The following is a 21,545-nucleotide window of genomic DNA, read 5'->3' on the forward strand; positions in this document are numbered from 1 at the left end:
GCCCGGACAAACGCCCTCTCTCGGTCCACGGTTCCGGGCCGCTCAACAGGGGGAAGCATGATCACCGGCCTCGATCACGTCGTCGCACTGGTCAGGGATATCGGTGCGGCCAAGGCGGCCTATCAGACGCTGCTCGGGCGCGCGCCGGCCTGGCAGAACTCGGGCGAGGGCGCCGACCGGGTGTTGTTCACTCTTGCGAACATGACGATCGAATTGATGGCGCCGAACGGCTTCAGCGTGGCCGCCGACCGCATGCGCGCGCTGCTCGACGACCAGGAAGGCGTGCTCGCCAGCCTGTGCTTTCGTGTCGCGGACATGAGAAAAATGCACCGGCGGCTGGAGCGGGTGGCGCTCAAGCCGGATCCGGTCGCCGAGGTCGAAAGCAGCGATGCGGAGAGCGGTGCGGTTCTGCACTGGAAGCGGACGCGCGCCGCCACGGAGCTCACGCGCGGCGTGCGCATGTTCTTCCTCGAACTGGCTGATGAGCGTCCGCTTTCGCCGGCGACCGATATCGCGCCGATCGATGCGCTCGACCACGTCGTGATCATGACCGAAGACTCCGATCGCGCCGCCGCGCTCTATGGCGCGCGGCTCGGGCTCGATCTGGCGCTTGACCGCTCGCACCAGGATTGGGGCCAGCTGATGTTCTTCCGCTGCGGCGATCTCGTCGTCGAGGTGGTGCGCCGCCCCGTTGCGGGCGGCGATTCCCTGCATGACCGCCTCTGGGGCCTGAGCTGGCGGGTGGCCGATATCGACGCCACGCGCGCCCGCCTGATTGCCGCCGGCCTCGACGTGAGCGACGTGCGCAACGGCCGCAAGCCGGGCACGCGGGTGATGACGGTGCGGACCGGCACCTGCGGCACCCAGACGGTCCTGCTGGAGCGCTCGTCGAAGCCGGTGGATTGAGGTTCAGTCCTCCCCTCGTCATTGCGAGGAGCTCTTGCGACGAAGCAACCCAGACTGCCTCCGTGGTGGCAGTCTGGATTGGGTCGCTACGCTCGCAATGACGAAACTATGCGGCGGGCCGAGCGCGTGTTACACGGCATCCTGATAGCACCCAGCGAGCAACCGGTTTGGCGAAAGCAGCGGCAAAGCGAACTCTGAAATGGCAGCGCGATCCCGAGGGGATGCGGCTGCGCATTCTCGAAGCCGCCAAGCAGGAATTCTCGGCGCACGGGCTTGCCGGTGCGCGCGTCGACCGCATCGCGGCCAACGCCGGCGCCAACAAACGGATGCTGTATTATCACGTCGGCAACAAGGACGAGCTCTATCTCGCGGTGCTCGAAGGCGCCTATGACAAGATCCGCAGCGAGGAGCGCGGGCTCGATCTCGAACATCTCGATCCGCCCGAGGCCATCCGCCGCCTGATTGAGTTCACCTGGAATTATTTCCTGCGCAATCCCGAATTCCTGTCGCTGCTCCAGACCGAGAATCTCGCGCGCGCAAAGCATCTCAAGAAATCGACCAAGGTGAAGTCGATGCACTCGCCCTTCGTCGAGATGATCGGCACCGTGGTGCGGCGCGGTGTGTCCGGCGGCGACTTCAAGGTCGCGGTCGATCCTGTCCAGCTCTATATCTCGATCGCGGGACTCTGCTTCTTCTATCTGTCGAACTCGGCGACGCTTAGCGTGATCTTCGGTCGCGATTTGCTGGCCAAGGACGCCAAGGACGAGCGGCTGGACCACATGGTCGGCCTCGTGCTGGCAGCGCTGACGGGGCAGTCGGCCGCACTGCTAGCTATGACGAAGGCGCCGAAGTCGCGCGCCGCGGTGGCGCAGACGGTTTAGCGGTGTAACTCGCTACAGCTCGATGGATTATCGGCGCTTCTCCGAACTCAGCCGTCATCGTCCGGCTTGACCGGACGATCCAGTACTCCGAGACGGTTTTGGTTGAGCCGACGGGTCGCGGCGTACTGGATTCCCCGCCTCGCGGGGAATGACACCGAAGACGTGGCGCTGCCGACGCGTCCCTCAAGCCACCCGGAACCCGCCCAAAACGTCGCAGGAAAACCGCTGGACAGTATTTACCCAACGGGTTAATTTCTCGCCCAACGAACAAGACTGCCGGGAGTGAGACGTGGCTGAGCTGAAGCCGCAGAGTGCGGTGTCCAAGATGCTGAATGCGGCCTGGATTCGGCCGTTTTTGTTCCTGGTGTTCATCGTCGTGGCCTGGGATCTCGCCATCCGGCTGTTCAAGATTCCCGCCTACCAGATCCCGTCGCCGGGCGATGTCATTGCGGTGCTGCGCACCGATTGGCCGGAACTGTTGCGCCAGTCCTGGCCGACGACTTATGCCACCGTCTGCGGTTTCGCGCTCTCGGCGTTGTTTGGCATCCCCATCGCGATGCTGATCGCGGGCTCCAAGACGGTGGAGAGCTACGTCTATCCGCTGCTGGTGTTCTCGCAATCCGTGCCGAAGATCGCGATCGCGCCGCTGTTCGTAGTCTGGTTTGGCTTCGGCATCATTCCGAAAGTGATTTCGGCTTTCCTGCTCGGCTTCTTTCCGGTGGTGGTCTCCGCCGTGCAGGGCTTCAAATCGGTCGATCCAGATATGGTCGATCTCGCCCGCGCCATGCAGGGCAGCCGCTTCCAGGTGTTTTGCGCGGTGAACCTGCCGCATGCGCTGCCCGCGATCTTCTCCGGCCTCAAAGTGTCAGTGACGCTCGCCGTGGTCGGCGCCGTCGTCGGCGAGTTCGTCGGCTCCAATTCCGGCATCGGCTATGTGATGCAGCGCTCGATCGGCACCTTCGACCTGCCCACGATGTTCGCAGCGCTCGTGATCCTCGCGCTGCTCGGCGTCATCCTGTTCTGGATCGTGGACCGGATCGAGAAGCTGGTCATTCCCTGGCATGTCAGCCAGCGCGAGGACGTGATTTTCGCCTCTTAACAGCAACCAAAGCAACGAACGGCCGCCAAAGGCCGGCGCAACAACGATAAGGGAGAGTGACGATGAAGCGGTGGATAGGAGCTGTCTCGGCGGCGCTGATGGTGTTCGCAGCCATGCCGGCGCAAGCGGCCGACAAGGTCGTGCTGATGCTCAACTGGTACGTCTATGGCGAGCACGCGCCGTTTTATTACGGCAAGGCCAAGGGCATCTACGCCGCCGAAGGCATCGACCTCGAGATCCAGGAAGGCCGCGGCTCGGCTGCGACCACGCAGGCGGTGGCCGCCAAGACCGCCGATTTCGGCTATGTCGACGTGCCCACCATGATGCGCGCCGCGATCAAGGGCGCCCCGGTGGTCGCGACCGGCGTGCTGCTCCAGACCAGCCCGATGTCCGCGATGGGTTTCGTCGACAAGAACATCAGGAAGCCCGAGGACATCAAGGGCAAGACGGTGGCGATCACGCCGGCCGATTCCATGACGCAGATCTGGCCGCTGTTCCTGAAGAAGACCGGCCTGAAGGAAAGCGACTTCCAGACGGTGGCGGGCGATGGCCAGACCAAGCTCAACGCGGTCATCAACGGCCAGGCTGACCTCTTGCTCGGCTACGTCATGGACCAGTCGATGAAGATCAAGGACGCCACTGGCAAGGACGTCTATCCGATCAAGTTCGCCGACTACGGCATCAACATGGTCTCCTCGGGGATCATCGCCAACACTGACTATGTGAAAGCCAATGCCGACCTCGTCCGCCGCTTCATGTCGGCGACGACGAAAGCGGTCGAAGCCGCCGAGAAGGAGCCGAAGGCCGCGGCACAGTCGATCCTCGATGCCAACCCCAAGGGCGGCAAGATCGACACGCTGACGCAGGGTTTTGAGCTAACCATTCCGCTCTACCGGACTGCTGAGACCAAGAGCAAGCGGCCGTTCCAGGTCACCGACCAGAACATGACCGACAGCGTCAATCTGATGGTCGAATATGGCGGGCTCGATGCCAAGGCCAAGGAGAACCCGAAGGCGTTCTATACCAACGACTATCTGCCGAAGAGCGGTTCGTGAAACCCGCGACAGCCCTGAGTGAAACCCTGCAACCGGCCGCGCATCTGAGACTGGTGAGCGACCGGGCTGCGGGCGATGCGTCGGGCATCAAACTGTCCGGCGTGTCGAAGACCTATAGGACGCGCGACGGCGATGTGCCGTCGTTGCGGCCGCTCGACTTTCACATCAACGACGGCGAGTTCTTCGTCGTGGTCGGCCCATCCGGCTGCGGCAAGTCCACGCTGCTCAAGCTGATCTCGGGACTGCTGCCGCCGACGACGGGCGAGATCCTGGTCGAGGGTGAGACGGTGACGACGCCGCACGGCAATGTCGGCATCGTGTTCCAGAACGCGCTGCTGCTGCCATGGCGCAACATCCTGTCCAACGTGATGCTGCCGATCGACATGAAGCGGCTGCCGCGGCAGACATATCTCGACCGCGCCAAGGCGCTGTTGAAGCTGGTCGGGCTCGAAGGCTTCGAGAAGAAGCTGCCGTGGCAGCTCTCCGGGGGCATGCAGCAGCGCGCCTCGATCTGCCGCGCGCTGGTGCATGATCCCAGGATCATGCTGATGGACGAGCCGTTCGGCGCCCTCGACGCGTTGACGCGCGAGCGCATGAATGTCGAGCTGATGCGGATCCAGCGCGAGACCAGAAAGACGGTGCTGCTGATCACGCATTCGATCCCCGAGGCCGTGTTCCTCGCCGATCGCGTGCTGGTCATGACCGAGCGGCCCGGCGCGGTCGCCGCGATCTACGACGTCCCGCTGCCGCGCCCGCGCTCGCTCGACGTGATGGCCGACCCTGTGTTCACCGAACTCGTACAGCGCATACGCAAGCATTTCTTCTCGCAAGGTTCGCTGGACTAAAGCCATGGCGCCGCGTCTGAAGCTGCGAGATATCGCGTTCTTCGAACGTCCCGTGCAGTTCGCGCGGCCGTTCCGCTTTGGCGCGATCACGATCAACGCGACGCCGCAGCTGTTCGTGCGGGTCGAGATCGAGGTGGAGGGCCGGGGAAGCGCGGTCGGTGCCAGCGCCGAGCTGCTGGTGCCGAAATGGTTCGACAAGCGGCCGGAACTGTCGCCGGCGCAGACTGTCGATGATTTGCGCCGCGCGCTGGAGATCGCGCGGGGGCTTTATCTCGCGCGAACCGGGTTTTTGACGGCATTCGATCTGCATGCCTCGTGCATCGGTGCCCAGGTCGCGACATGTGCGAAAAAGAACATTCCGGCGCTTGCGGCGGCTTACGGCCCCGCCGAAATCGACAAAGCGATCCTCGATGCGCTGCTCCGCGCTGCCGAGACCAATTTTTTCGACGGCATGGCCGGCAACATCGCCGGCATCGACGCGCGGCTTTCGCCCGACCTGAAGGAGACGGATCTCACGACGTTTCTATCCGGCCGGAAGCCGCTGCCGCGTGTTGCCATCAGGCATACCGTCGGCCTCGACGACACCGTTGAAGGCGAGGGCGGGGTGGCCGATGCCCGCGAGAACTCCGGGGCAAGATACTTCAAGCTGAAGCTATCGGGGGACCCCGTCGCCGATGCAGCGCGGCTGGCGCGCATCGGCAAGGAGCTCGATGCGCTGGACCGTGACTACAACCTGACGCTCGATGCCAACGAGCAATATGCCGATCTCGCAGCCTTGCATGAACTCATCGGCCGGCTCGACCATGACACTGCGCTGCGATCGATTTCATCCAGGCTGCTCTATATCGAGCAGCCAATGCCGCGCGATGTTACGAGGCTGTCGCCGCTCGGCTCTCTCGCTGCGCGCGGTTTCATCATCGACGAAGCCGACGATTCCTACGATACGTTTCCTGCGGCACGGGCGCTTGGCTATCACGGCATCTCGTCGAAATCGTGCAAAGGGCTTTACAAGTCCATCGTCAACGCGACGCGCGCGGCGAAATGGAGCGTGGCCGGCGAAAGATTCTTCGTGACCGGCGAGGACCTGACCTGCCAGGCGGGCGTCGCCGTGCAGCAGGACCTTGCGCTCGGTGCCTTCATCGGCATCACCCATGCCGAACGTAACGGCCACCATTACGTCGATGGCTTCGGTGATACGCCCGCCGCGGAGGCCCAGGTTTGCGCCGTCGCGCATCCCGATCTCTACGCGGATGCCGGGCAGGGCATCCGCCTCTCTATTCACAACGGCGATCTCCTCACGGGATCGCTCAATGCAACGGGATTTGCGACGTCGGTCCATCCGGACTGGTCGGCGCTACGCCCGCTCGAACAGCCCAAATCACTGCAGGAGCAATCGGCATGACCACCCAACGCCTCGGCCTCATCATGAACGGCGTTACCGGCCGCATGGGCCTCAACCAACATCTGATCCGCTCGATCGTCGCGATCCGGGAGCAGGGCGGCGTGCGCTTGAAGAACGGCGACCGCGTGATGCCCGATCCGATCCTGGTCGGCCGCAGCGCCGAGAAGGTCGAGGGGCTCGCCAAGCGCTACAACATCCCGCGCTGGACCACCGACCTCGATGCGGCCCTCGCCGACAAGAACGACACCATGTTTTTCGATGCCGCGACCACGCAGGCACGGCCGGGCCTTTTGACCCAGGCCATCAATGCCGGCAAGCATGTCTATTGCGAGAAGCCGATTGCGACGAATTTCGAGGCGGCGCTCGAGGTCGTCAAGCTCGCCAATTCCAAGGGCATCAAGCACGGCACGGTGCAGGACAAGCTGTTCCTGCCCGGCCTGAAGAAGATTGCTTTCCTGCGCGACTCCGGCTTCTTCGGCCGCATCCTCTCGGTGCGCGGCGAGTTCGGCTATTGGGTGTTCGAAGGCGGCTGGCAGGAGGCGCAGCGGCCGTCATGGAATTACCGCGACGAGGATGGCGGCGGCATCATCCTCGACATGGTTTGCCACTGGCGCTACGTGCTCGACAATCTCTTTGGCGAGGTCGAGAGCGTGAGCTGCATCGGCAACACCGACATCCCCGAGCGTTTCGACGAGCAGGGCAAGAAGTACAAGGCGACCGCCGACGACTCCGCCTATGCCACGTTCCAGCTCAAGGGCGGCGCCATCGCCCACATCAACATGTCCTGGGTGACGCGCGTCTATCGCGACGATCTCGTCACCTTCCAGGTCGACGGCACGCTCGGCTCGGCCGTCGCCGGCCTTTCCGACTGCATGATCCAGACACGGCAGGCGACGCCCCGACCGGTGTGGAATCCCGACGAGAAGCGGCTGCACGATTTTTACGGCGACTGGCAGAAGCTGCCTGACAACGTCACCTACGACAACGGCTTCAAGGAGCAGTGGGAGATGTTCATCCGCCACGTCTATGAGGATGCGCCCTACAAGTTCACGCTGCTCGAGGGCGTCAAGGGCGTGCAGCTCGCCGAATGCGCGCTGAAGAGCTGGAAGGAGCGGCGCTGGATCGATGTCGCGCCGATCAAGGTCTGAGGAGGGACACATGAATAAGCCCGTCCAGCCGATGTCGTCCCTGTCGCTCAAGCTGCCGAAGGCCGATCGCTCGATCGAGACCTACAGGCTCGCGGCCTCGCGAACGTTTCCGGCAAAGCTCGAGGGGCCGCTGAGCCGCATCGCGTTCTCGGCCGTCCATACCGTGACCGATCCCTTTGCCGACAACGACCCGTGGCTCTCCGCCGCTGTCGACTGGGACAAGACTATCGCCTTCCGCGAGCACGTCTGGGACCTCGGGCTTGGCGTTGCGGAAGCCATGGACACCGCGCAACGCGGCATGGGGCTGGACTGGCCGACCTCGCTGGAGCTGATCACGCGCTCGGTGTCTGCCGCCAAGCGTCGCAACGCGCTGGTGTTTTCCGGAGCGGGCACCGACCATCTCGCGGTGGAGGACGCCAGAAATATGGACGACGTGATCCGCGCCTATGAGGAGCAGACATCGGCGGTCGAGAAGGTCGGCGGCCGCATCATCTTGATGGCGTCGCGCGCGCTGGCGAAGCTTGGCCGTAATGCCGACGATTACGCAAAGGTCTATGATCGCGTGCTGTCGCAGGTTCGCGAGCCCGTGATCATCCACTGGCTCGGCGACATGTTCGATCCGGCGCTGACGGGATATTGGGGCACCAACGATCTCGACAAGGCGATGGATATTGCGGTCGCCATCATCAACGGCAACGCCGCCAAGGTCGACGGTGTCAAGGTATCGCTGCTCGACAAGCAGCGTGAGATCGACATGCGCCGTCGTCTCGACAAGCGCATCAAGATGTATACGGGCGACGATTTCAATTATGCGGAGCTGATCGCCGGCGACGTCGAAGGCTTTTCGCACGCGCTGCTCGGCATTTTTGACGCGATCGCGCCGGCGGCGTCCTACGCCTTGTCGCGCCTGGCAGCGGGTGACGAAGCCGGCTTCCACGACGTGCTGGGGCCGACGGTGCCGCTGTCGCGGCACATCTTCAAGGCGCCGACGCGGTTCTACAAGACCGGCGTGGTTTTCATGGCCTATCTCAACGGCCACCAGGACCACTTCACCATGGTCGGCGGGCAGGAGAGCACGCGCTCGACGCTGCATCTGGCCGAACTGTTCCGGCTGGCCGACAAGGCCGGACTGCTCGCCGATCCGGAGCTGGCGACGCGGCGGATGCAGGCGGTGCTCTCAACGCACGGAATCGAATCCTGATGCGTGATTTCTCGTCCGACCATCGTTGGCTGTCGCTCAACACGGCGACAATCCGGAAACAGGGTGATCTCGTCGAGATCATCGACGCCTGTGCCAAGCACGGTATCCGCGCCATCGACCCCTGGCGCGACCAGGTCGCAACCGTCGGTCTCGATCGTGCCGCGCGTGCGGTGCGCGATGCCGGTCTCGACCTATCGGGCTATTGCCGTGGCGGCATGTTCACCTCCGACGCAGCGCGCCGCGGCGAGGTGCAAGACGACAACCGGCGCTGCGTCGATGAAGCCAAGGCACTGGGCGCCCCCTGCGTCGTGCTCGTCGTCGGCGGCCTGCCGCAATATTCGCGGCCGGGCAGCGAGGCGTCGAAGGACATCGCCGGCGCGCGGACGCAGGTCGAGGAGGCGCTCGCCGAAATGCTCGACTATGCCAAACAGGCCAAGCTGCCGCTGGCGATCGAGCCGCTGCATCCGGCTTATGCGGCCGACCGCGCCTGCGTCAACACGACGAAGCAGGCGCTCGACATCTGCGACCGGCTCGACCCTGATCGCAGCGGCATGCTCGGCGTCGCGCTCGACGTCTATCACATTTGGTGGGATCCGGAGCTGATGGGGCAGATCGCCCGCGCCGGCCAAGATCGCCTGCTCGCCTTCCATGTCTGCGACTGGCTGGTGCCGACCAGGGACATTCTCAACGACCGCGGCATGATGGGCGACGGCGTGATCGACATCAAATCGGTGCGCGAAGCGGTCGAAGCGCAGGGCTTTGCCGGCTATTCGGAGATCGAAATCTTCTCCAACGACTGGTGGGGTAAACCGTTGGACGAGGTGCTGCAAACCTGCATCGCGCGGCACAAGACGGTGGTTTAGGCCTTCCGGCAATTGTTGCGCGCGGCGGCGCTGATGGCCTGAGATGTCAAATGGTTGCGCGGAATCGCTGGCCCATCCCGCGCCGGTAACCTTCTACTGTGCATGGGGTTGTTTTCGCGTTTTTTCGTTTGAGGCCTCAGCCGATCGCGCAGGGCACGCTCAAAAAGCCGCGGAACCGCACCCGTCCACCCCTGACCGGCCGTCCGCTCACGGCATAGTTCGGGAAGCGCGCCAAGAAGCGTGAGACCGCGATGGCGCCTTCCAATCGTGCCAGCGCCATGCCGGCGCATTGATGCGCGCCGGTGGCGAAGGCGAGATGCCGGTTCGGCGTGCGCGCGATGTCGAATCTCTCCGGGTCCGGAAACTGTGCGGGGTCACGGTTGGCAGCGCCGATACAGAGGGTGATGGATGTGCCGGCTTCGAGCATGACGCCGCCGAGTTCGACCCGCTCCGTGGTCATGCGGTTGCCGAGCTGGTTCGAGCTCTCGTAGCGCAGCATCTCTTCGACCGCAGTCTTGATCAGCTCAGGATTGTCGATCAGCCGCCGCTTCTGATCCGGATTCCGGTCGAGCGCCACGAGGCCGTTGCCGATCAGGTTGGTGGTGGTCTCGTGGCCGGCATTGAGCAGGAAGATGCAGTTGTGCAGCAGCTCCTTCTCGGTCAGCCGCTCGCCGTTGTCTTCACCCTGTATCAGGCGCGTCAGCACGTCGCGCTCGGGGTTGCCGGGCCTTTCGCGCCGGCGCGCGACCAGCGTTCGGAGGTAGGCGAGGAAGTCCGTCACCGCCTTGTTGCCGCGGGCAGCCACTTCAGGTGACACCACCGGTTCGAGGGCGCCCAGGATCGCCAGCGACCAGTCGCGCAGCGGCGCGCGCTCGTCATGGGGCACGTCAAGCAGATTGCCGATCACCTCGATCGGGATCGAGGCGGCGAAGTCCTCGATCAGCTCGCAATCACCTTTGGCGGCAATGGCGTCAAGCAGGCCGTCGACCAGCTTGATGATGTCAGGCTCCATCCCCGCGATCGCGCGCGGCGACAGCGCGCCCATGATCAGACGCCGCACGCGGGTATGCGCCGGCGGATCGTTGAAGACGAGGCTCGTGGTGTGGTGCTCGTAGAGCGGGGTGTCGCCGTATTTCGGCGCGAACTCGCGCTTCTTGTCCGAGCTGAACGATTTTGTGTTCTTGTAGGTCGTAACGAGGTCGTCATAGCGGGTCAGGAACACGGTGCCGTTGCGCAGGCGCTTGACCGGCTCGTTCTCCCGCAGTGCACGATAGGTCGGGTAGGGATTGTCGTAGAATTCCGCCGTCAGCTGTTCCAGATCGAAACTGGCCGCCAGTTCATTCGCACTTGCGTTCATGCCGCCATACTCGCCGGTTGAGTCCGATATGCTGTATTCGCTCTTTTGAGCGGCTCGGTTCACCGTCTACAGTCGAGCCGCGATTTGCAAGCCGACCGGACAGGAAAATGCACGCCCGCGCTGACGCTGCCGACACGGCCGTCGAGTCCAGCACACAGTGGCCCGACGATATTTTCGCGACCTTGCAACGCTTCGACGTTCGGCAGGTGCCCTACGTGCCCGACGCCGGCCATTCAAAGCTGATCCAGCGCGTGCTGGCATCGTCCACGATGCGCGGCATTCCGCTCACGACGGAGGAGGAGGGCGTGGCGCTTCTCGCCGGCGCCTGGACGGGGGGCCAGCGCGGCGTGCTGTTGATGCAGTCGAGCGGGGTCGGCAATTGCATTAACATGCTCTCGCTGATCCCGATCCTGCGCTTTCCCTTCCTCACGCTGGTGACGATGCGTGGCGAGTGGGGCGAGTTCAATCCATGGCAGGTGCCGATGGGATCGACCACGCAGGGCGTGTTCGAACTCTCGGGCGTCAAGGTGCTGCGGGCTTCGACCGCAGCAGAGGTGCCGGCCGTGCTCGAGGCGGCGGCCGCGCAGGCCTATAACGCGCTCACGCCCACCGCCGTCCTGCTGTCGCAGCGCCTGATCGGCGCCAAGGTTTTCACCAAATGAGCAAGGCCAATCTCCTCGACCGCCGTCAGGTGGTGTCCACGCTTCTCGCGGACCGCAAGGACGTGGTTGCGATCGGCGGCCTCGGCGCCTCCACCAACGACATGTGCGCAGCCGGCGACCATGCGCGCAGTTTCTACCTCTGGGGCGGCATGGGCGGGGCGGCGATGATCGGCCTGGGCCTCGCTCTGGCGCAGCCAAAATTGCCGGTGCTGGTCATCACCGGCGACGGCGAGATGCTGATGGGCATGGGCAGCCTTGCCACTATCGGTCTGCAAAAGCCGTCCAATCTCTCGATCGCGGTGCTCGACAACGAGGCCTATGGTGAGACCGGCGGTCAGACCAGCCACACGGCCGCGGCCGCCGACCTGGTCGGCGTCGCCCGGGCCTGCGGCATCGGGGATAGCCGGTCTGTGACGACCATGGCCGAGGTCGAGGCCTTCGCCAAAGCCGTCCACGACGTCACGGCCGGGCCGCGCTTTGCCAATGTGAAGATCGACAGCGCCAATCTGGAGCGGATTTTGCCCAGCCGGGATGGGACTTACATTCTCAACCGGATCCGCGGCGACCTCGGCTTGCGCCCGATTTAGAACTTGGGATACCTCTAAGAGACGATTCTTGTAGGTTGCATCGCACCATTCGGCTTGACTTTTGCGTGGGTGAGTGCTTACTCACTAGCATGAGCTCATTGCGTATGACGAGCGACCTGAGGCGTCAATTGATCCTCGGCGCCGCAAAGCGTTGCTTTGCCCGACACGGCTATACCGGCACCACGACCAAGAGCGTGGCGGCCGCCGCTGCCATTTCCGAAGCGCTGCTGTTCAAGCATTTCCCGTCCAAGGCCGCGCTTTACGCCGAAATTCTCAGCGATGAATGCGAGGCGGACCCGGCGCTCATGGAGCTGCTCGAACGTGAGCCGTCGACCGCTACGTTGGTCGAAGTGATCCGCGGCATGGTCGGGCATTTCATGCACATCGCCGATGGCCCTGACCAGGAAGAGGCCCAGCGCCTGCGACTGATGACCACGAGTCATTTGGAGGATGGCGAATTTGCCCGGTTGCTATATGCCAAGATCGAGGCGCTGATCGGGGCGGCCTTCGTCGCCTCGCTCGAGCGTGCGGTTGCCGCGGGGGACGCGCGGCCATACAACGGCGAACCGCTCAACCTGTTCTGGTTTGCGCATCACACCGTGATGACGGCTGCGCTGACCAGGCTGCCGGCCACGCCGTGTCTCGCTTACGGCAAGGCGAACGACCTCGAGCGGCAGCTCTGTGAGTTTCTCCTGAGGGGTATCGGACTTAACGACGCCGCAATTGTTTCGCATTTGGGCCGCGATCAGGCCAGTTGTGCGGGCAAGACGGCGATTGCAGAAAGTGCATGACATGAACATCGTGACCGAACACAAGATTTCGGGCGAACCGATCGACAACAAGGCTCCCAAGCGTCCGGTCCGGCCGGTGCTCTGGTTCATCGTCGTCGGCACGCTTCTGGCCGTGCTCGTCGGTGGCCTCGTCTGGTTCAATTATTTCCGCGGCCAGATGATCAAGCAGTTCTTCGCCAACAACAAGCCGCCGCCGGTCGCGGTCAGCGCCGCCGAGGCGAAGTCCGAGGTGGTGCCGAACCTGTTGACCGCCGTCGGTGGTCTCGCCGCCGTGCACCAGGTCGACGTCAGCGCCGACGTCAACGGCCGTGTCACCGAGATCAAGTTCGAGCCGGGCACGCATGTCGAGGCCGGCACACCGCTCGTGCAGATGTTCGACGCGCCGGAGCAGGGCGACCTCGCCAATTACAAGGCGCAGGCCACCGTCGCACAGCTGTCGCTCGATCGCGCCAAGCAACTGGCGTCGCGCCAGTTCGGGCCGCAGGCAACCGTCGACACCGCGCAGGCCGCGTACGATCAGGCGCAGGCGGGTATCGCCAAGACCGAAGCGTTGATCTCGCAGAAGCTGGTCCGCGCGCCGTTTTCCGGCGATCTCGGCGTCCGCAAGGTCGAGGTCGGCCAGTATCTGACCGCCGGCACGGCCATCGTTTCGCTGACGGATCTGTCGGAGCTGTGGGCCAACTTCACGGTGACGGAAAAGGACTCGGGCAGCCTCAAGGTCGGTCAACCGGTCCGGCTGAAGGTCGACGCCTATCCCGGCCGCACCTTCGACGCCAAAATCACCACGATCGAGCCGCAGATCTCGACCGACACCCGTAACATCCGCGTGCAGGCGACCATCGCTAATCCGGAGAAGATCCTGAAGCCCGGCATGTTCGTGACCACCACGGTGGTGCTGCCGGACAAGCCGGCCGTAGTCACCGTGCCGGAGACGGCGGTCGACTACACGCTGTACGGCGACTCGGTGTTCGTGATCACCGAGAAGAAGGAAGCCGACGGCAAGACCAGCCTGAGCGCGGTGCGCACTTTCGTGCAGACCGGCAACCGGGTCGAAGGCCGCGTCGAAATCGTCAAGGGCGTGAAGCCGGGCGACAAGGTCGTCGCCGTCGGCCAGCTCAAGCTGCAATCGGGCGCGGCGGTGTCGATTTCGACCGACCCGGCTCCGCAGATCCCGGCGCAGCCGCCGCGCTACTGACATCGTACACGTTGCAGCATGATCCGGCACGGCCGGGTCACGCGCTTTGCAAGTCAAAGAAATCGAGATCGCCGCGATGCGCTTTACTGATATTTTCATCAAACGCCCGGTCCTGTCGGTCGTCGTCAGCCTGCTGATCCTGCTGATCGGCCTGCGCGCGGCGACGACGCTGCCGATCCGGCAATATCCGAAGCTGTCGAACACGGTCATCAACATCACGACCGTCTATCCGGGCGCGTCCGCGGACCTGATCCAGGGCTTCATCACCACGCCGATCGAGCAGGCGGTCGCCTCCGCCGAAGGTGTCGATTACATCACCTCGTCCTCGGTGCTCGGCACCTCGACGATCCAGGTCTACATCAAGCTGAACTTCGATCCGAACCAGGCGCTGACCGAGGTTCTGGCCAAGACGAACTCGGTCAAATACCTGATTCCGAAGGAATCCAACGATCCCATCGTCACCAAGACCACGGGCCAGACCACGGCCGTGATGTATCTCGGATTCTCGTCCGAAGAGCTGTCGGGCTCGGCGATCTCCGACTACCTGACGCGCGTTGTGCAACCGGTGCTGTCGACCGTCGACGGCGTCGCCTCCGCCGACATTCTCGGCGGCCAGACCTTTGCGATGCGGCTGTGGCTTGATCCTCTCAAGATGGCCGGCCGCAACGTGTCGCCTGCGGATGTCGCGACCGCGATCACTGCCAACAACTTCCAGTCAGCGGCGGGGCAGACCAAGGGTTATCTCATCGTCTCGAACGTATCGACGAATACGGGCCTGACCGACGTCAACCAGTTCAAGAAGATGATCGTCAAGGCCAAGGACGGCGGCTTCGTGCGGATGGAGGACATCGCCACCGTCGAACTTGCGGCCCAAAGCACGGACGCGAGCGTCGCCTTCAACGGCGAGCACGCCATCTTCATCGGTGTGCAGGCGACGCCGCAGGGCAACCCGCTGACGCTGGTCAAGGGCGTGCGGGCGCTATTCCCCGAGCTGGAGCGCAATCTGCCACCGTCGATGAAGATGAAGGTCGCCTACGATTCGACCAAGTTCATCCAATCCTCGATCGACGAGGTCGAGAAGACACTGGGTGAAGCCGTGATCATCGTGATCGTGGTGATCTTCCTGTTCCTGGCGTCGTTCCGTTCGGTCATCATTCCCGTTGTCACCATCCCGTTGTCGATGATCGGCGTCTGCACGCTGATGCTGGCGCTGGGCTTCAGCTTCAACCTGTTGACCCTGCTCGCGATGGTGCTGGCGATCGGCCTCGTGGTCGACGACGCCATCGTCGTGGTGGAAAACATCCATCGTCATCTGGAGGAAGGGAAAACGCCGGTCCAGGCGTCGCTGGAAGGCGCGCGCGAAATCGTGGGTCCCGTCGTCTCGATGACCATCACGCTCGCAGCCGTGTACGCGCCGATCGGTTTCCTCGGCGGTCTGACCGGCTCGCTGTTCCGCGAATTCGCCTTCACACTTGCGGGCTCGGTGATCGTGTCCGGCGTGATCGCGCTGACGCTCTCGCCGATGATGTGCTCGGTGCTGCTGAAGAACACGGAAGAGGGGCGCTTCGCCAAGTTCGTCAACAAGGTGTTTGGCGCGCTGACGCGGTGGTACGGGCGCAGGCTCGACCGCTCGCTCGACTACAAGGCCATCACCGGCCTGTTTGCGGTGACCATCCTCGGGCTCGTCGGCTTCCTTTACATGCACACGTCGAAGGAGCTGGCGCCTGAGGAAGACCAGGGTATCGTGTTCGCGGTGACCAAGGCGCCGAAATACGCCAATATCGACTACGTCGATTTTTACGGCGAGAAGCTCGACAAGGAATTCCAGAAATTCCCCGAGACCGATCTGCGCTTCGTGCTGAACGGCATCAACGGCCCGCAGGGCGGTATCGCCGGCATGCTGCTCAAGCCCTGGGAGGAGCGCAAGCGCTCGTCGATCCAGCTGAAGTCGCTGGTGCAGGCCGAGCTTTCCAAGATCGAGGGCGTGCAGGCGTTCGCTTTCAACCTGCCGCCGCTGCCGGGCGGTCCGGGCGGCCTCCCGGTGCAGATGGTGATCAACTCCACCGCCAGCTTCCAGACTGTCTACGAACAGATGGAGAAGCTGAAGGCCGCCGCCCGCAAGAGCGGAATGTTCATCGTCTCCGACAGTGATCTTGCCTACAACCAGCCGAACGTGAAGGTGACGATCAACCGCACCAAGGCGCAGGATCTCGGCGTCAACATGCAGAACCTCGGCAGCACGCTCGCGGTGCTGCTCGGCGGCAACTACATCAACCGCTTCAACCTCGAGGGCCGTTCCTATCAAGTTATCCCGCAGGTGCCGCGCGGCCAGCGGCTCTCGCCGGAATCGCTCGCCGGCTACTACGTGACCACCAATACCGGCCAGCAGCTTCCGCTCTCGACGGTTGTGTCGATCGAGACCAAGACCGAGCCGAATTCGCTGACACATTACAATCAGCTCAATTCAGCGACCTTCTCGGCCGTGCCGATGCCCGGCGTGACCGTCGGTGCGGCGGTCGACTTCCTCGAGAGCGAGGCCAAAAACCTGCCGCAAGGCTTCAGCCATGCTTATCTGGCTGACAGCAGACAGTATGTGCAGGAAGGCAACCAGCTCGCGATCACCTTCGGCTTCGCGCTGATCATCATCTTCCTGGTGCTGGCGGCGCAGTTCGAGAGCTTGCGCGATCCGCTGGTCATCATGATCTCGGTGCCAATGGCGATCGTTGGCGCACTGATCCCGCTGTTCTTCGGCGTGGCGACCATGAACATCTACACCCAGGTCGGCCTGCTGACCTTGGTGGGCCTGATCACCAAGCACGGCATCCTGATGGTGGAGTTCGCCAACGAGCTCCAGATCAACGAGCGGCTCGATCGCCGCTCCGCCATCGAAATGTCGGCCCGTATTCGTCTGCGGCCGATCCTCATGACCACGGCCGCGATGGTGACGGGCCTGATCCCGCTCCTGACCGCGACCGGCGCAGGGGCCGCCAGCCGCTTCTCGATCGGTCTGGTGGTCGTGGCCGGCATGTCGATCGGCACGTTGTTCACGCTGTTCGTGTTGCCGGCGGTCTACGTGGTGCTGGCGACCGACCATCGCGCGGCGGCCGATTCCGAGCGGAACAAGCAGGTCAACGACCTCGACCTCAACGCCAAGGCGCTGCGGCCGACCTGAGGCCACCGATAAAGCGAACCCGAGGGCGGCAGCGGCCAATCCGCTGCCGCCCTTTTCTATTTGCCTCGGGGGCCCGGCTGCCATCAGGCTTTCCCGCGCTCGCGAGAGACAAGGTCCGGTCTTCTTGCTAGGTTCAGCGGGATGAGCCTTCCCCTCCATCCCGACACCCCGCAAGCACGGACGCTGCCGAGCGCCGCGGGGGATGGCGTCGCGTCCGGTACGATGCCGGGGCAGGGGATCAGGACGCGGCTGTTCGCCAAATATGTCGCGTTGTTCGTGGCCGTCGTCGCGATCGCGCTGCTGGCCAACGGCCTGTTCGAGGTCGTCTTTTATTATGGCGAGCACAAGGCCGCGCTGATCCGGGTTCAGCATGAACAGGCCGAGGCGGCCGCTGCCAAGATCGGTCAGTTCGTCAAGGAGATCGAGAGCCAGCTCGGCTGGACCACGCAGCTGCCCTGGTCGGTGGGGTCGCTCGAGCAGCGCCGCTTCGATGCGCTGCGGCTGCTGCGCCAGGTCCCTGCGGTCACCGAGCTCGCGCAGGTCGATGCGACCGGCAAGGAGCGGCTGCGGGTCTCGCGGCTTGCCATGGACGCGACCGACAGCGGGATCGACCTGTCGGAGGATCCGAAGTTTACCGAGGCGGTCGCGCACAAGGTCTATTACGGTCCGGTCTATTTCCGCAGGGAGTCCGAGCCGTATATGACCCTGGCGCAGGCTGGGTCGCGCAAGGATGCCGGCGTCACTATCGCGGAGGTCAATCTCAAGCTGATCTGGGACGTCGTGTCCCAGATCAAGGTCGGCGAGCACGGACACGCCTACGTGGTGGGTCCGGAGGGACGCCTGATCGCGCACCCCGATATCAGCCTGGTCCTGCGCAACACCGACATGTCTGGTCTCACCCAGGTGCGCGCCGCGCTTGCCGGAGGCAGCGCCGCGTTCGACCCGCTTTCCGAAGCGCGCAATCTCCAGGGACAGACGGTGCTGACCGCGTCGGCCCCGATCGCGCCGCTGCACTGGACCATGTTCGTCGAGCTCCCGGTCGAGGAGGCCTATGCGACGCTCTATGCCGCGTTGGAACGGCTTGCATTCGTGCTGCTCGCGGCGTCGATCTTCGCGGTGCTTGCCGGGATATTCCTCGCGCGCCGCATGGTCGGGCCGATCCAGGCGCTGCGCAGCGGTGCCGAGCGCATCGGCAGTGGCGATTTCTCCCAGCGCATCTCGATCCGAACCGGAGACGAACTGGAGGGGCTCGCGGACCAGTTCAATGACATGGGCGAGCGCCTGCAGGAATCCTATGCGGACCTGGAGAAGAAGGTCGAGGTGAGAACCGCCGAGTTGACCGAGTCGCTCGAGCAGCAGACGGCGACGTCGGAAGTGTTGCAGGTCATCAGTTCGTCTCCGGGCGAACTCGCACCGGTGTTCCACAAGATGCTCGAGAATGCCACACGAGTCTGTGGCGCGAGTTTCGGCGTCATGAATTTGTGGGATGGAGAGAATTTCACAATTGCTGCGGACTACAATGTGCCGCCTGCGTTCGCGGCTTCGCGGAAAGATATGGCGATCCGTCCCCATCCGGAGAGCGCGCTTGCCGTGGTCGTCAGAACACGTCAAGTCGTCCACGTTCACGATGTGCAACAAACTCCGGCCTATCTTGCCGGAGGTCCGACCATTCGTGGAATCTCAGACGTCGCCGGCGCCCGTACGATCGTAATCGTGCCCATGATGAGGGAAAGCGAGCTGATCGGAACCGTCGCGGTTTATCGCAAGGAGGTCCGGCCGTTCACCGACAAGCAAATCGCGTTGGTTGAGAACTTCACGAAGCAAGCCGTCATCGCCATCGAGAATACGCGACTGCTGAACGAATTGCGCAAGCGCACGACGGAGCTGTCGCAATCCCTCGACGATCTTCGCACCGCGCAGGACCGCCTGGTCCAGACCGAGAAGCTCGCGTCGCTCGGCCAGCTCACGGCGGGAATCGCGCACGAGATCAAGAACCCACTCAATTTCGTCAACAATTTCTCGGCGGTGTCGACCGAGTTGATCGACGAGCTCAACGAGGCGCTGCAGGCGGCCTCGCTCGACGGCAAGACGAAGGCGGAGGTCGACGAGCTGACTGGCATGCTCAGGAGCAACCTCGAAAAGGTGGTGCAGCACGGCAAGCGCGCCGATTCCATCGTCAGGAACATGCTCCTGCATTCGCGCGAGGGCTCCGGCGAGCGCCGTCCGGCGGACATCAATGCCATCGTCGAGGAAAGCCTCAACCTCGCCTATCACGGCGCGCGAGCCGAGAAGCCTGGCTTCAACGTCACGATAGAGCGCGGCTTCGACCCCGCCGCAGGCATGGTCGATATCTATCCGCAGGAAATTACGCGAGTCGTCCTCAATCTGATCTCGAATGGCTTCTACGCCACTGCCCAGCGCAAGGAGAGCGCCGCAGACGCCTTCGAGCCCACCCTGCGCGCAGCAACCAGAACGCTCGGCGACAGGGTCGAAATCCGCATTCGCGACAACGGCACCGGGATCCCGTCCGAGGTGAAGGAGAAGATGTTCAATCCCTTCTTCACCACCAAGCCGGCCGGCGAGGGCACCGGGCTCGGCCTTTCCATGAGCCATGACATCGTGGTGAAACAGCACGGCGGCACGATCGACGTGAACACCGCACCAGGCGTATTCACCGAATTCATCATCACCCTGCCGCGCGTAATGGCGGCGGACGGCACTTCCGGAGGCAAGACTTGAACGTTTACATCCTGGTCGTCGATGACGAGCCCGACGTCGAGGCGCTGTTCCGGCAGCAGTTTCGGCGCGATTTGCGCGCCGGCCGCTTCCAGATGGAATTCGCGTCGTCGGCACCCGATGCGCTGAAGCTCGCCGCCGAGGTGCGCGATCCCTCGTTGATCCTGATTTTGTCCGACATCAACATGCCCGGCATGAGCGGGCTCGACATGCTGCCGAAGGTGCGTCTTGCGCATCCGGACGTTCCCGTCATCATGATCACCGCCTATGGCGACGCCGAGACGCGCCGGAAGGCGATCGAGCGCGGCGCGGTCGCACTCCTCACCAAGCCGATCGATTTCGCGCTGCTGCGGCAGGAAATCGACACAAGGCTCGAGAAAGCCGCATGACCGCGACCATCCTCTTCGTCGACGACGAGCCGGATCTCGAGGCGTTGGTCCTGCAAAAATTCCGCAAGCAGATTCGCGATGGGTCGGTGACCATCATGTTCGCGCGAGACGGCGTCGAGGCGTTGCAATCGCTCGAGCAGAATCCGCATGTCGACATGGTGGTCTCCGACATCAACATGCCAAGGATGGATGGGTTGTCGCTGCTGGCGAAGCTCCAGGAAGCGGACGACAAGAAGTCCACCATCATCTTGTCGGCCTATGGCGATATGAGCAACATTCGCACTGCGATGAACCGCGGCGCGTTCGACTTTCTGACCAAACCGATCGATTTCGCCGACCTGGAGATGACGATCGAGAAGACCATCCGCCATATCGAGATGCTGCGGGAGGTGCGGCGCCGCCAGACGGAAGCCGAGCGCGCTCACGCCGCGCTCTCGCGTCATTTCTCGCCCGAGCTCGCCAAGCGTCTGGCGGCCGGCGGTGAGAGCGAGGGAATCGAAGTGCAGTGGCGCGATATCGCGACCATCTTCACGGATATAACGGGCTTCACCTCGCTGGTCGAGAGTGCGCCGCCGGAGACGCTGGGCGCGCTTCTCAACGAATATGTCGGCGGCATGACCGAAATCGTCTTCACGCATGAGGGGACGGTTGCCAAGATCATCGGCGATGCAATCCAGGTGCTCTTCAATGCGCCCGGAGATCAGCCCGATTATGCGACGCGTGCGGTTGCCTGCGCGCACGAGCTCGACGCCTGGGCGGAGGATTTTTCCGCGCGCTGGAAGCCGAGAGGGGTGAATTTCGGCACCACCCGCATCGGCATTCACGCCGGGCCGGCACTGGTCGGAAATTTCGGCGGCAACCGGTTTTTCGACTACACCGCGTATGGCGACTCCATCAACATCGCGGCGCGACTGGAAGCCGCGAACAAGCATCTGGGCACGCGGATTTGCGTCAGTGCCGGCATCGCCGAGGCGGCTGAGAATTTTCGAGGTCGTCCCGTCGGGGAGCTAATGCTGCGCGGACGCAGCGAAGCGTTGCGCGCGTTCGAGCCGCTGACGCCGGCCCAATTCGCTGCGCCGGAAACGGCGCTGTATTCCGAAGCTTTTGCCAAGATGGAAGCCGGGGATGCCGCCGCCATGCCGGCTTTCGCGGCGCTGGTCGGCATGCATGCCGGCGATTCCCTGGCCGGCTTTCACCTGAAGCGCCTGCTTAACGGCGACAAGGGCATTCGCATGCAACTGGAATAGGAGTCCGAC

Annotated in this window: 18 protein-coding genes; 17 read left to right on the top strand and 1 reads right to left on the bottom strand. The window is 63.6% G+C overall.

Annotated features, from left to right (window positions below; genetic code table 11):
- Positions 1-57 precede the first annotated feature (57 nt).
- From IVB42_RS32900 to IVB42_RS32940, 9 genes are all read left to right on the top strand, one after another.
- Positions 58-906, top strand: a complete 849-nt coding sequence (locus IVB42_RS32900; protein ID WP_247394449.1) for a VOC family protein — start codon at positions 58-60, stop codon at positions 904-906.
- A gap of 221 nt (positions 907-1,127) precedes the next feature.
- Complete coding sequence (locus tag IVB42_RS32905; RefSeq protein ID WP_018457063.1) at positions 1,128-1,787, top strand: TetR/AcrR family transcriptional regulator; 660 nt, start codon at positions 1,128-1,130, stop codon at positions 1,785-1,787.
- Between the two features lie 289 nt (positions 1,788-2,076).
- Positions 2,077-2,886 carry an ABC transporter permease gene (locus IVB42_RS32910; RefSeq protein WP_007593901.1) on the top strand — a complete coding sequence of 270 codons (810 nt, stop codon included), beginning with the start codon at positions 2,077-2,079 and terminating at the stop codon, positions 2,884-2,886.
- Between the two features lie 62 nt (positions 2,887-2,948).
- The gene (locus IVB42_RS32915) at positions 2,949-3,941 is read left to right on the top strand and encodes an ABC transporter substrate-binding protein (protein ID WP_204510597.1); all 993 of its coding nucleotides are present in this window, start codon (positions 2,949-2,951) and stop codon (positions 3,939-3,941) included.
- Positions 3,938-4,786: an ABC transporter ATP-binding protein gene (locus tag IVB42_RS32920; protein ID WP_247394446.1), complete on the top strand. Its 849-nt coding sequence runs from the start codon at positions 3,938-3,940 to the stop codon at positions 4,784-4,786. Before IVB42_RS32915 ends, IVB42_RS32920 begins: the two co-directional genes overlap by 4 nt.
- A 4-nt stretch (positions 4,787-4,790) precedes the next feature.
- Complete coding sequence (locus IVB42_RS32925; RefSeq protein WP_247300248.1) at positions 4,791-6,188, top strand: hypothetical protein; 1,398 nt, start codon at positions 4,791-4,793, stop codon at positions 6,186-6,188.
- Entirely contained in the window at positions 6,185-7,336 is a 1,152-nt protein-coding gene (locus IVB42_RS32930) for a Gfo/Idh/MocA family oxidoreductase (RefSeq protein ID WP_247394657.1), read from the top strand. The genes IVB42_RS32925 and IVB42_RS32930 overlap by 4 nt, the downstream gene beginning before the upstream one ends.
- Positions 7,337-7,346: 10 nt before the next feature.
- The gene (locus IVB42_RS32935) at positions 7,347-8,537 is read left to right on the top strand and encodes a dihydrodipicolinate synthase family protein (protein ID WP_247394429.1); all 1,191 of its coding nucleotides are present in this window, start codon (positions 7,347-7,349) and stop codon (positions 8,535-8,537) included.
- Complete coding sequence (locus IVB42_RS32940) at positions 8,537-9,400, top strand: sugar phosphate isomerase/epimerase family protein (protein ID WP_247394426.1); 864 nt, start codon at positions 8,537-8,539, stop codon at positions 9,398-9,400. Before IVB42_RS32935 ends, IVB42_RS32940 begins: the two co-directional genes overlap by 1 nt.
- Before the next feature lie 136 nt (positions 9,401-9,536).
- On the opposite strand, the gene IVB42_RS32945 is transcribed toward IVB42_RS32940, so the two are convergent.
- Positions 9,537-10,757, bottom strand: coding sequence for a cytochrome P450 (locus IVB42_RS32945; RefSeq protein WP_204510601.1), 1,221 nt, complete (start codon positions 10,755-10,757; stop codon positions 9,537-9,539).
- A gap of 107 nt (positions 10,758-10,864) precedes the next feature.
- Here IVB42_RS32945 and IVB42_RS32950 point away from each other — a divergent pair, with 107 nt between their 5' ends.
- The 8 genes from IVB42_RS32950 to IVB42_RS32985 all read left to right on the top strand — a co-directional run bounded on the left by IVB42_RS32950 (position 10,865) and on the right by IVB42_RS32985 (position 21,536).
- On the top strand, positions 10,865-11,419 hold the full coding sequence (locus IVB42_RS32950; protein ID WP_247394424.1) for a phosphonopyruvate decarboxylase: 555 nt from the start codon (positions 10,865-10,867) through the stop codon (positions 11,417-11,419).
- A complete protein-coding gene (locus IVB42_RS32955; protein WP_247394422.1) occupies positions 11,416-12,006 on the top strand; it encodes a thiamine pyrophosphate-dependent enzyme in 591 nt (196 codons plus the stop codon). Before IVB42_RS32950 ends, IVB42_RS32955 begins: the two co-directional genes overlap by 4 nt.
- Before the next feature lie 89 nt (positions 12,007-12,095).
- Positions 12,096-12,797 carry a TetR/AcrR family transcriptional regulator gene (locus IVB42_RS32960; protein ID WP_085352143.1) on the top strand — a complete coding sequence of 234 codons (702 nt, stop codon included), beginning with the start codon at positions 12,096-12,098 and terminating at the stop codon, positions 12,795-12,797.
- Between the two features lies 1 nt (position 12,798).
- Entirely contained in the window at positions 12,799-13,992 is a 1,194-nt protein-coding gene (locus tag IVB42_RS32965; RefSeq protein WP_018457051.1) for an efflux RND transporter periplasmic adaptor subunit, read from the top strand.
- Positions 13,993-14,068: 76 nt separating this feature from the next.
- Positions 14,069-17,164, top strand: coding sequence for a MexW/MexI family multidrug efflux RND transporter permease subunit (locus IVB42_RS32970; RefSeq protein ID WP_026233289.1), 3,096 nt, complete (start codon positions 14,069-14,071; stop codon positions 17,162-17,164).
- Between the two features lie 141 nt (positions 17,165-17,305).
- Positions 17,306-19,903, top strand: coding sequence for an ATP-binding protein (locus IVB42_RS32975; RefSeq protein WP_247300240.1), 2,598 nt, complete (start codon positions 17,306-17,308; stop codon positions 19,901-19,903).
- Entirely contained in the window at positions 19,900-20,289 is a 390-nt protein-coding gene (locus tag IVB42_RS32980) for a response regulator (RefSeq protein WP_018457048.1), read from the top strand. The genes IVB42_RS32975 and IVB42_RS32980 overlap by 4 nt, the downstream gene beginning before the upstream one ends.
- Positions 20,286-21,536, top strand: coding sequence for an adenylate/guanylate cyclase domain-containing protein (locus tag IVB42_RS32985; RefSeq protein WP_018457047.1), 1,251 nt, complete (start codon positions 20,286-20,288; stop codon positions 21,534-21,536). Before IVB42_RS32980 ends, IVB42_RS32985 begins: the two co-directional genes overlap by 4 nt.
- The last annotated feature ends 9 nt before the right edge of the window (positions 21,537-21,545 follow it).

Source organism: Bradyrhizobium sp. 45 (genome assembly GCF_023073155.1).
GTDB lineage: Bacteria > Pseudomonadota > Alphaproteobacteria > Rhizobiales > Xanthobacteraceae > Bradyrhizobium > Bradyrhizobium canariense_D.

Bases quoted from the DNA above. Each gene is read 5' to 3' on its own strand.
- IVB42_RS32930 (WP_247394657.1), top strand. From the start codon at position 6,185: ATGACCACCCAACGCCTCGGCCTCATCATGAACGGCGTTACCGGCCGC.
- IVB42_RS32960 (WP_085352143.1), top strand. From the start codon at position 12,096: ATGAGCTCATTGCGTATGACGAGCGACCTGAGGCGTCAATTGATCCTC.
- IVB42_RS32985 (WP_018457047.1), top strand. From the start codon at position 20,286: ATGACCGCGACCATCCTCTTCGTCGACGACGAGCCGGATCTCGAGGCG.
- IVB42_RS32970 (WP_026233289.1), top strand. From the start codon at position 14,069: ATGCGCTTTACTGATATTTTCATCAAACGCCCGGTCCTGTCGGTCGTC.
- IVB42_RS32940 (WP_247394426.1), top strand. From the start codon at position 8,537: ATGCGTGATTTCTCGTCCGACCATCGTTGGCTGTCGCTCAACACGGCG.
- IVB42_RS32950 (WP_247394424.1), top strand. From the start codon at position 10,865: ATGCACGCCCGCGCTGACGCTGCCGACACGGCCGTCGAGTCCAGCACA.
- IVB42_RS32915 (WP_204510597.1), top strand. From the start codon at position 2,949: ATGAAGCGGTGGATAGGAGCTGTCTCGGCGGCGCTGATGGTGTTCGCA.
- IVB42_RS32905 (WP_018457063.1), top strand. From the start codon at position 1,128: ATGCGGCTGCGCATTCTCGAAGCCGCCAAGCAGGAATTCTCGGCGCAC.
- IVB42_RS32900 (WP_247394449.1), top strand. From the start codon at position 58: ATGATCACCGGCCTCGATCACGTCGTCGCACTGGTCAGGGATATCGGT.
- IVB42_RS32955 (WP_247394422.1), top strand. From the start codon at position 11,416: ATGAGCAAGGCCAATCTCCTCGACCGCCGTCAGGTGGTGTCCACGCTT.
- IVB42_RS32935 (WP_247394429.1), top strand. From the start codon at position 7,347: ATGAATAAGCCCGTCCAGCCGATGTCGTCCCTGTCGCTCAAGCTGCCG.
- IVB42_RS32925 (WP_247300248.1), top strand. From the start codon at position 4,791: ATGGCGCCGCGTCTGAAGCTGCGAGATATCGCGTTCTTCGAACGTCCC.
- IVB42_RS32945 (WP_204510601.1), bottom strand. From the start codon at position 10,757: ATGAACGCAAGTGCGAATGAACTGGCGGCCAGTTTCGATCTGGAACAG.
- IVB42_RS32975 (WP_247300240.1), top strand. From the start codon at position 17,306: ATGAGCCTTCCCCTCCATCCCGACACCCCGCAAGCACGGACGCTGCCG.
- IVB42_RS32965 (WP_018457051.1), top strand. From the start codon at position 12,799: ATGAACATCGTGACCGAACACAAGATTTCGGGCGAACCGATCGACAAC.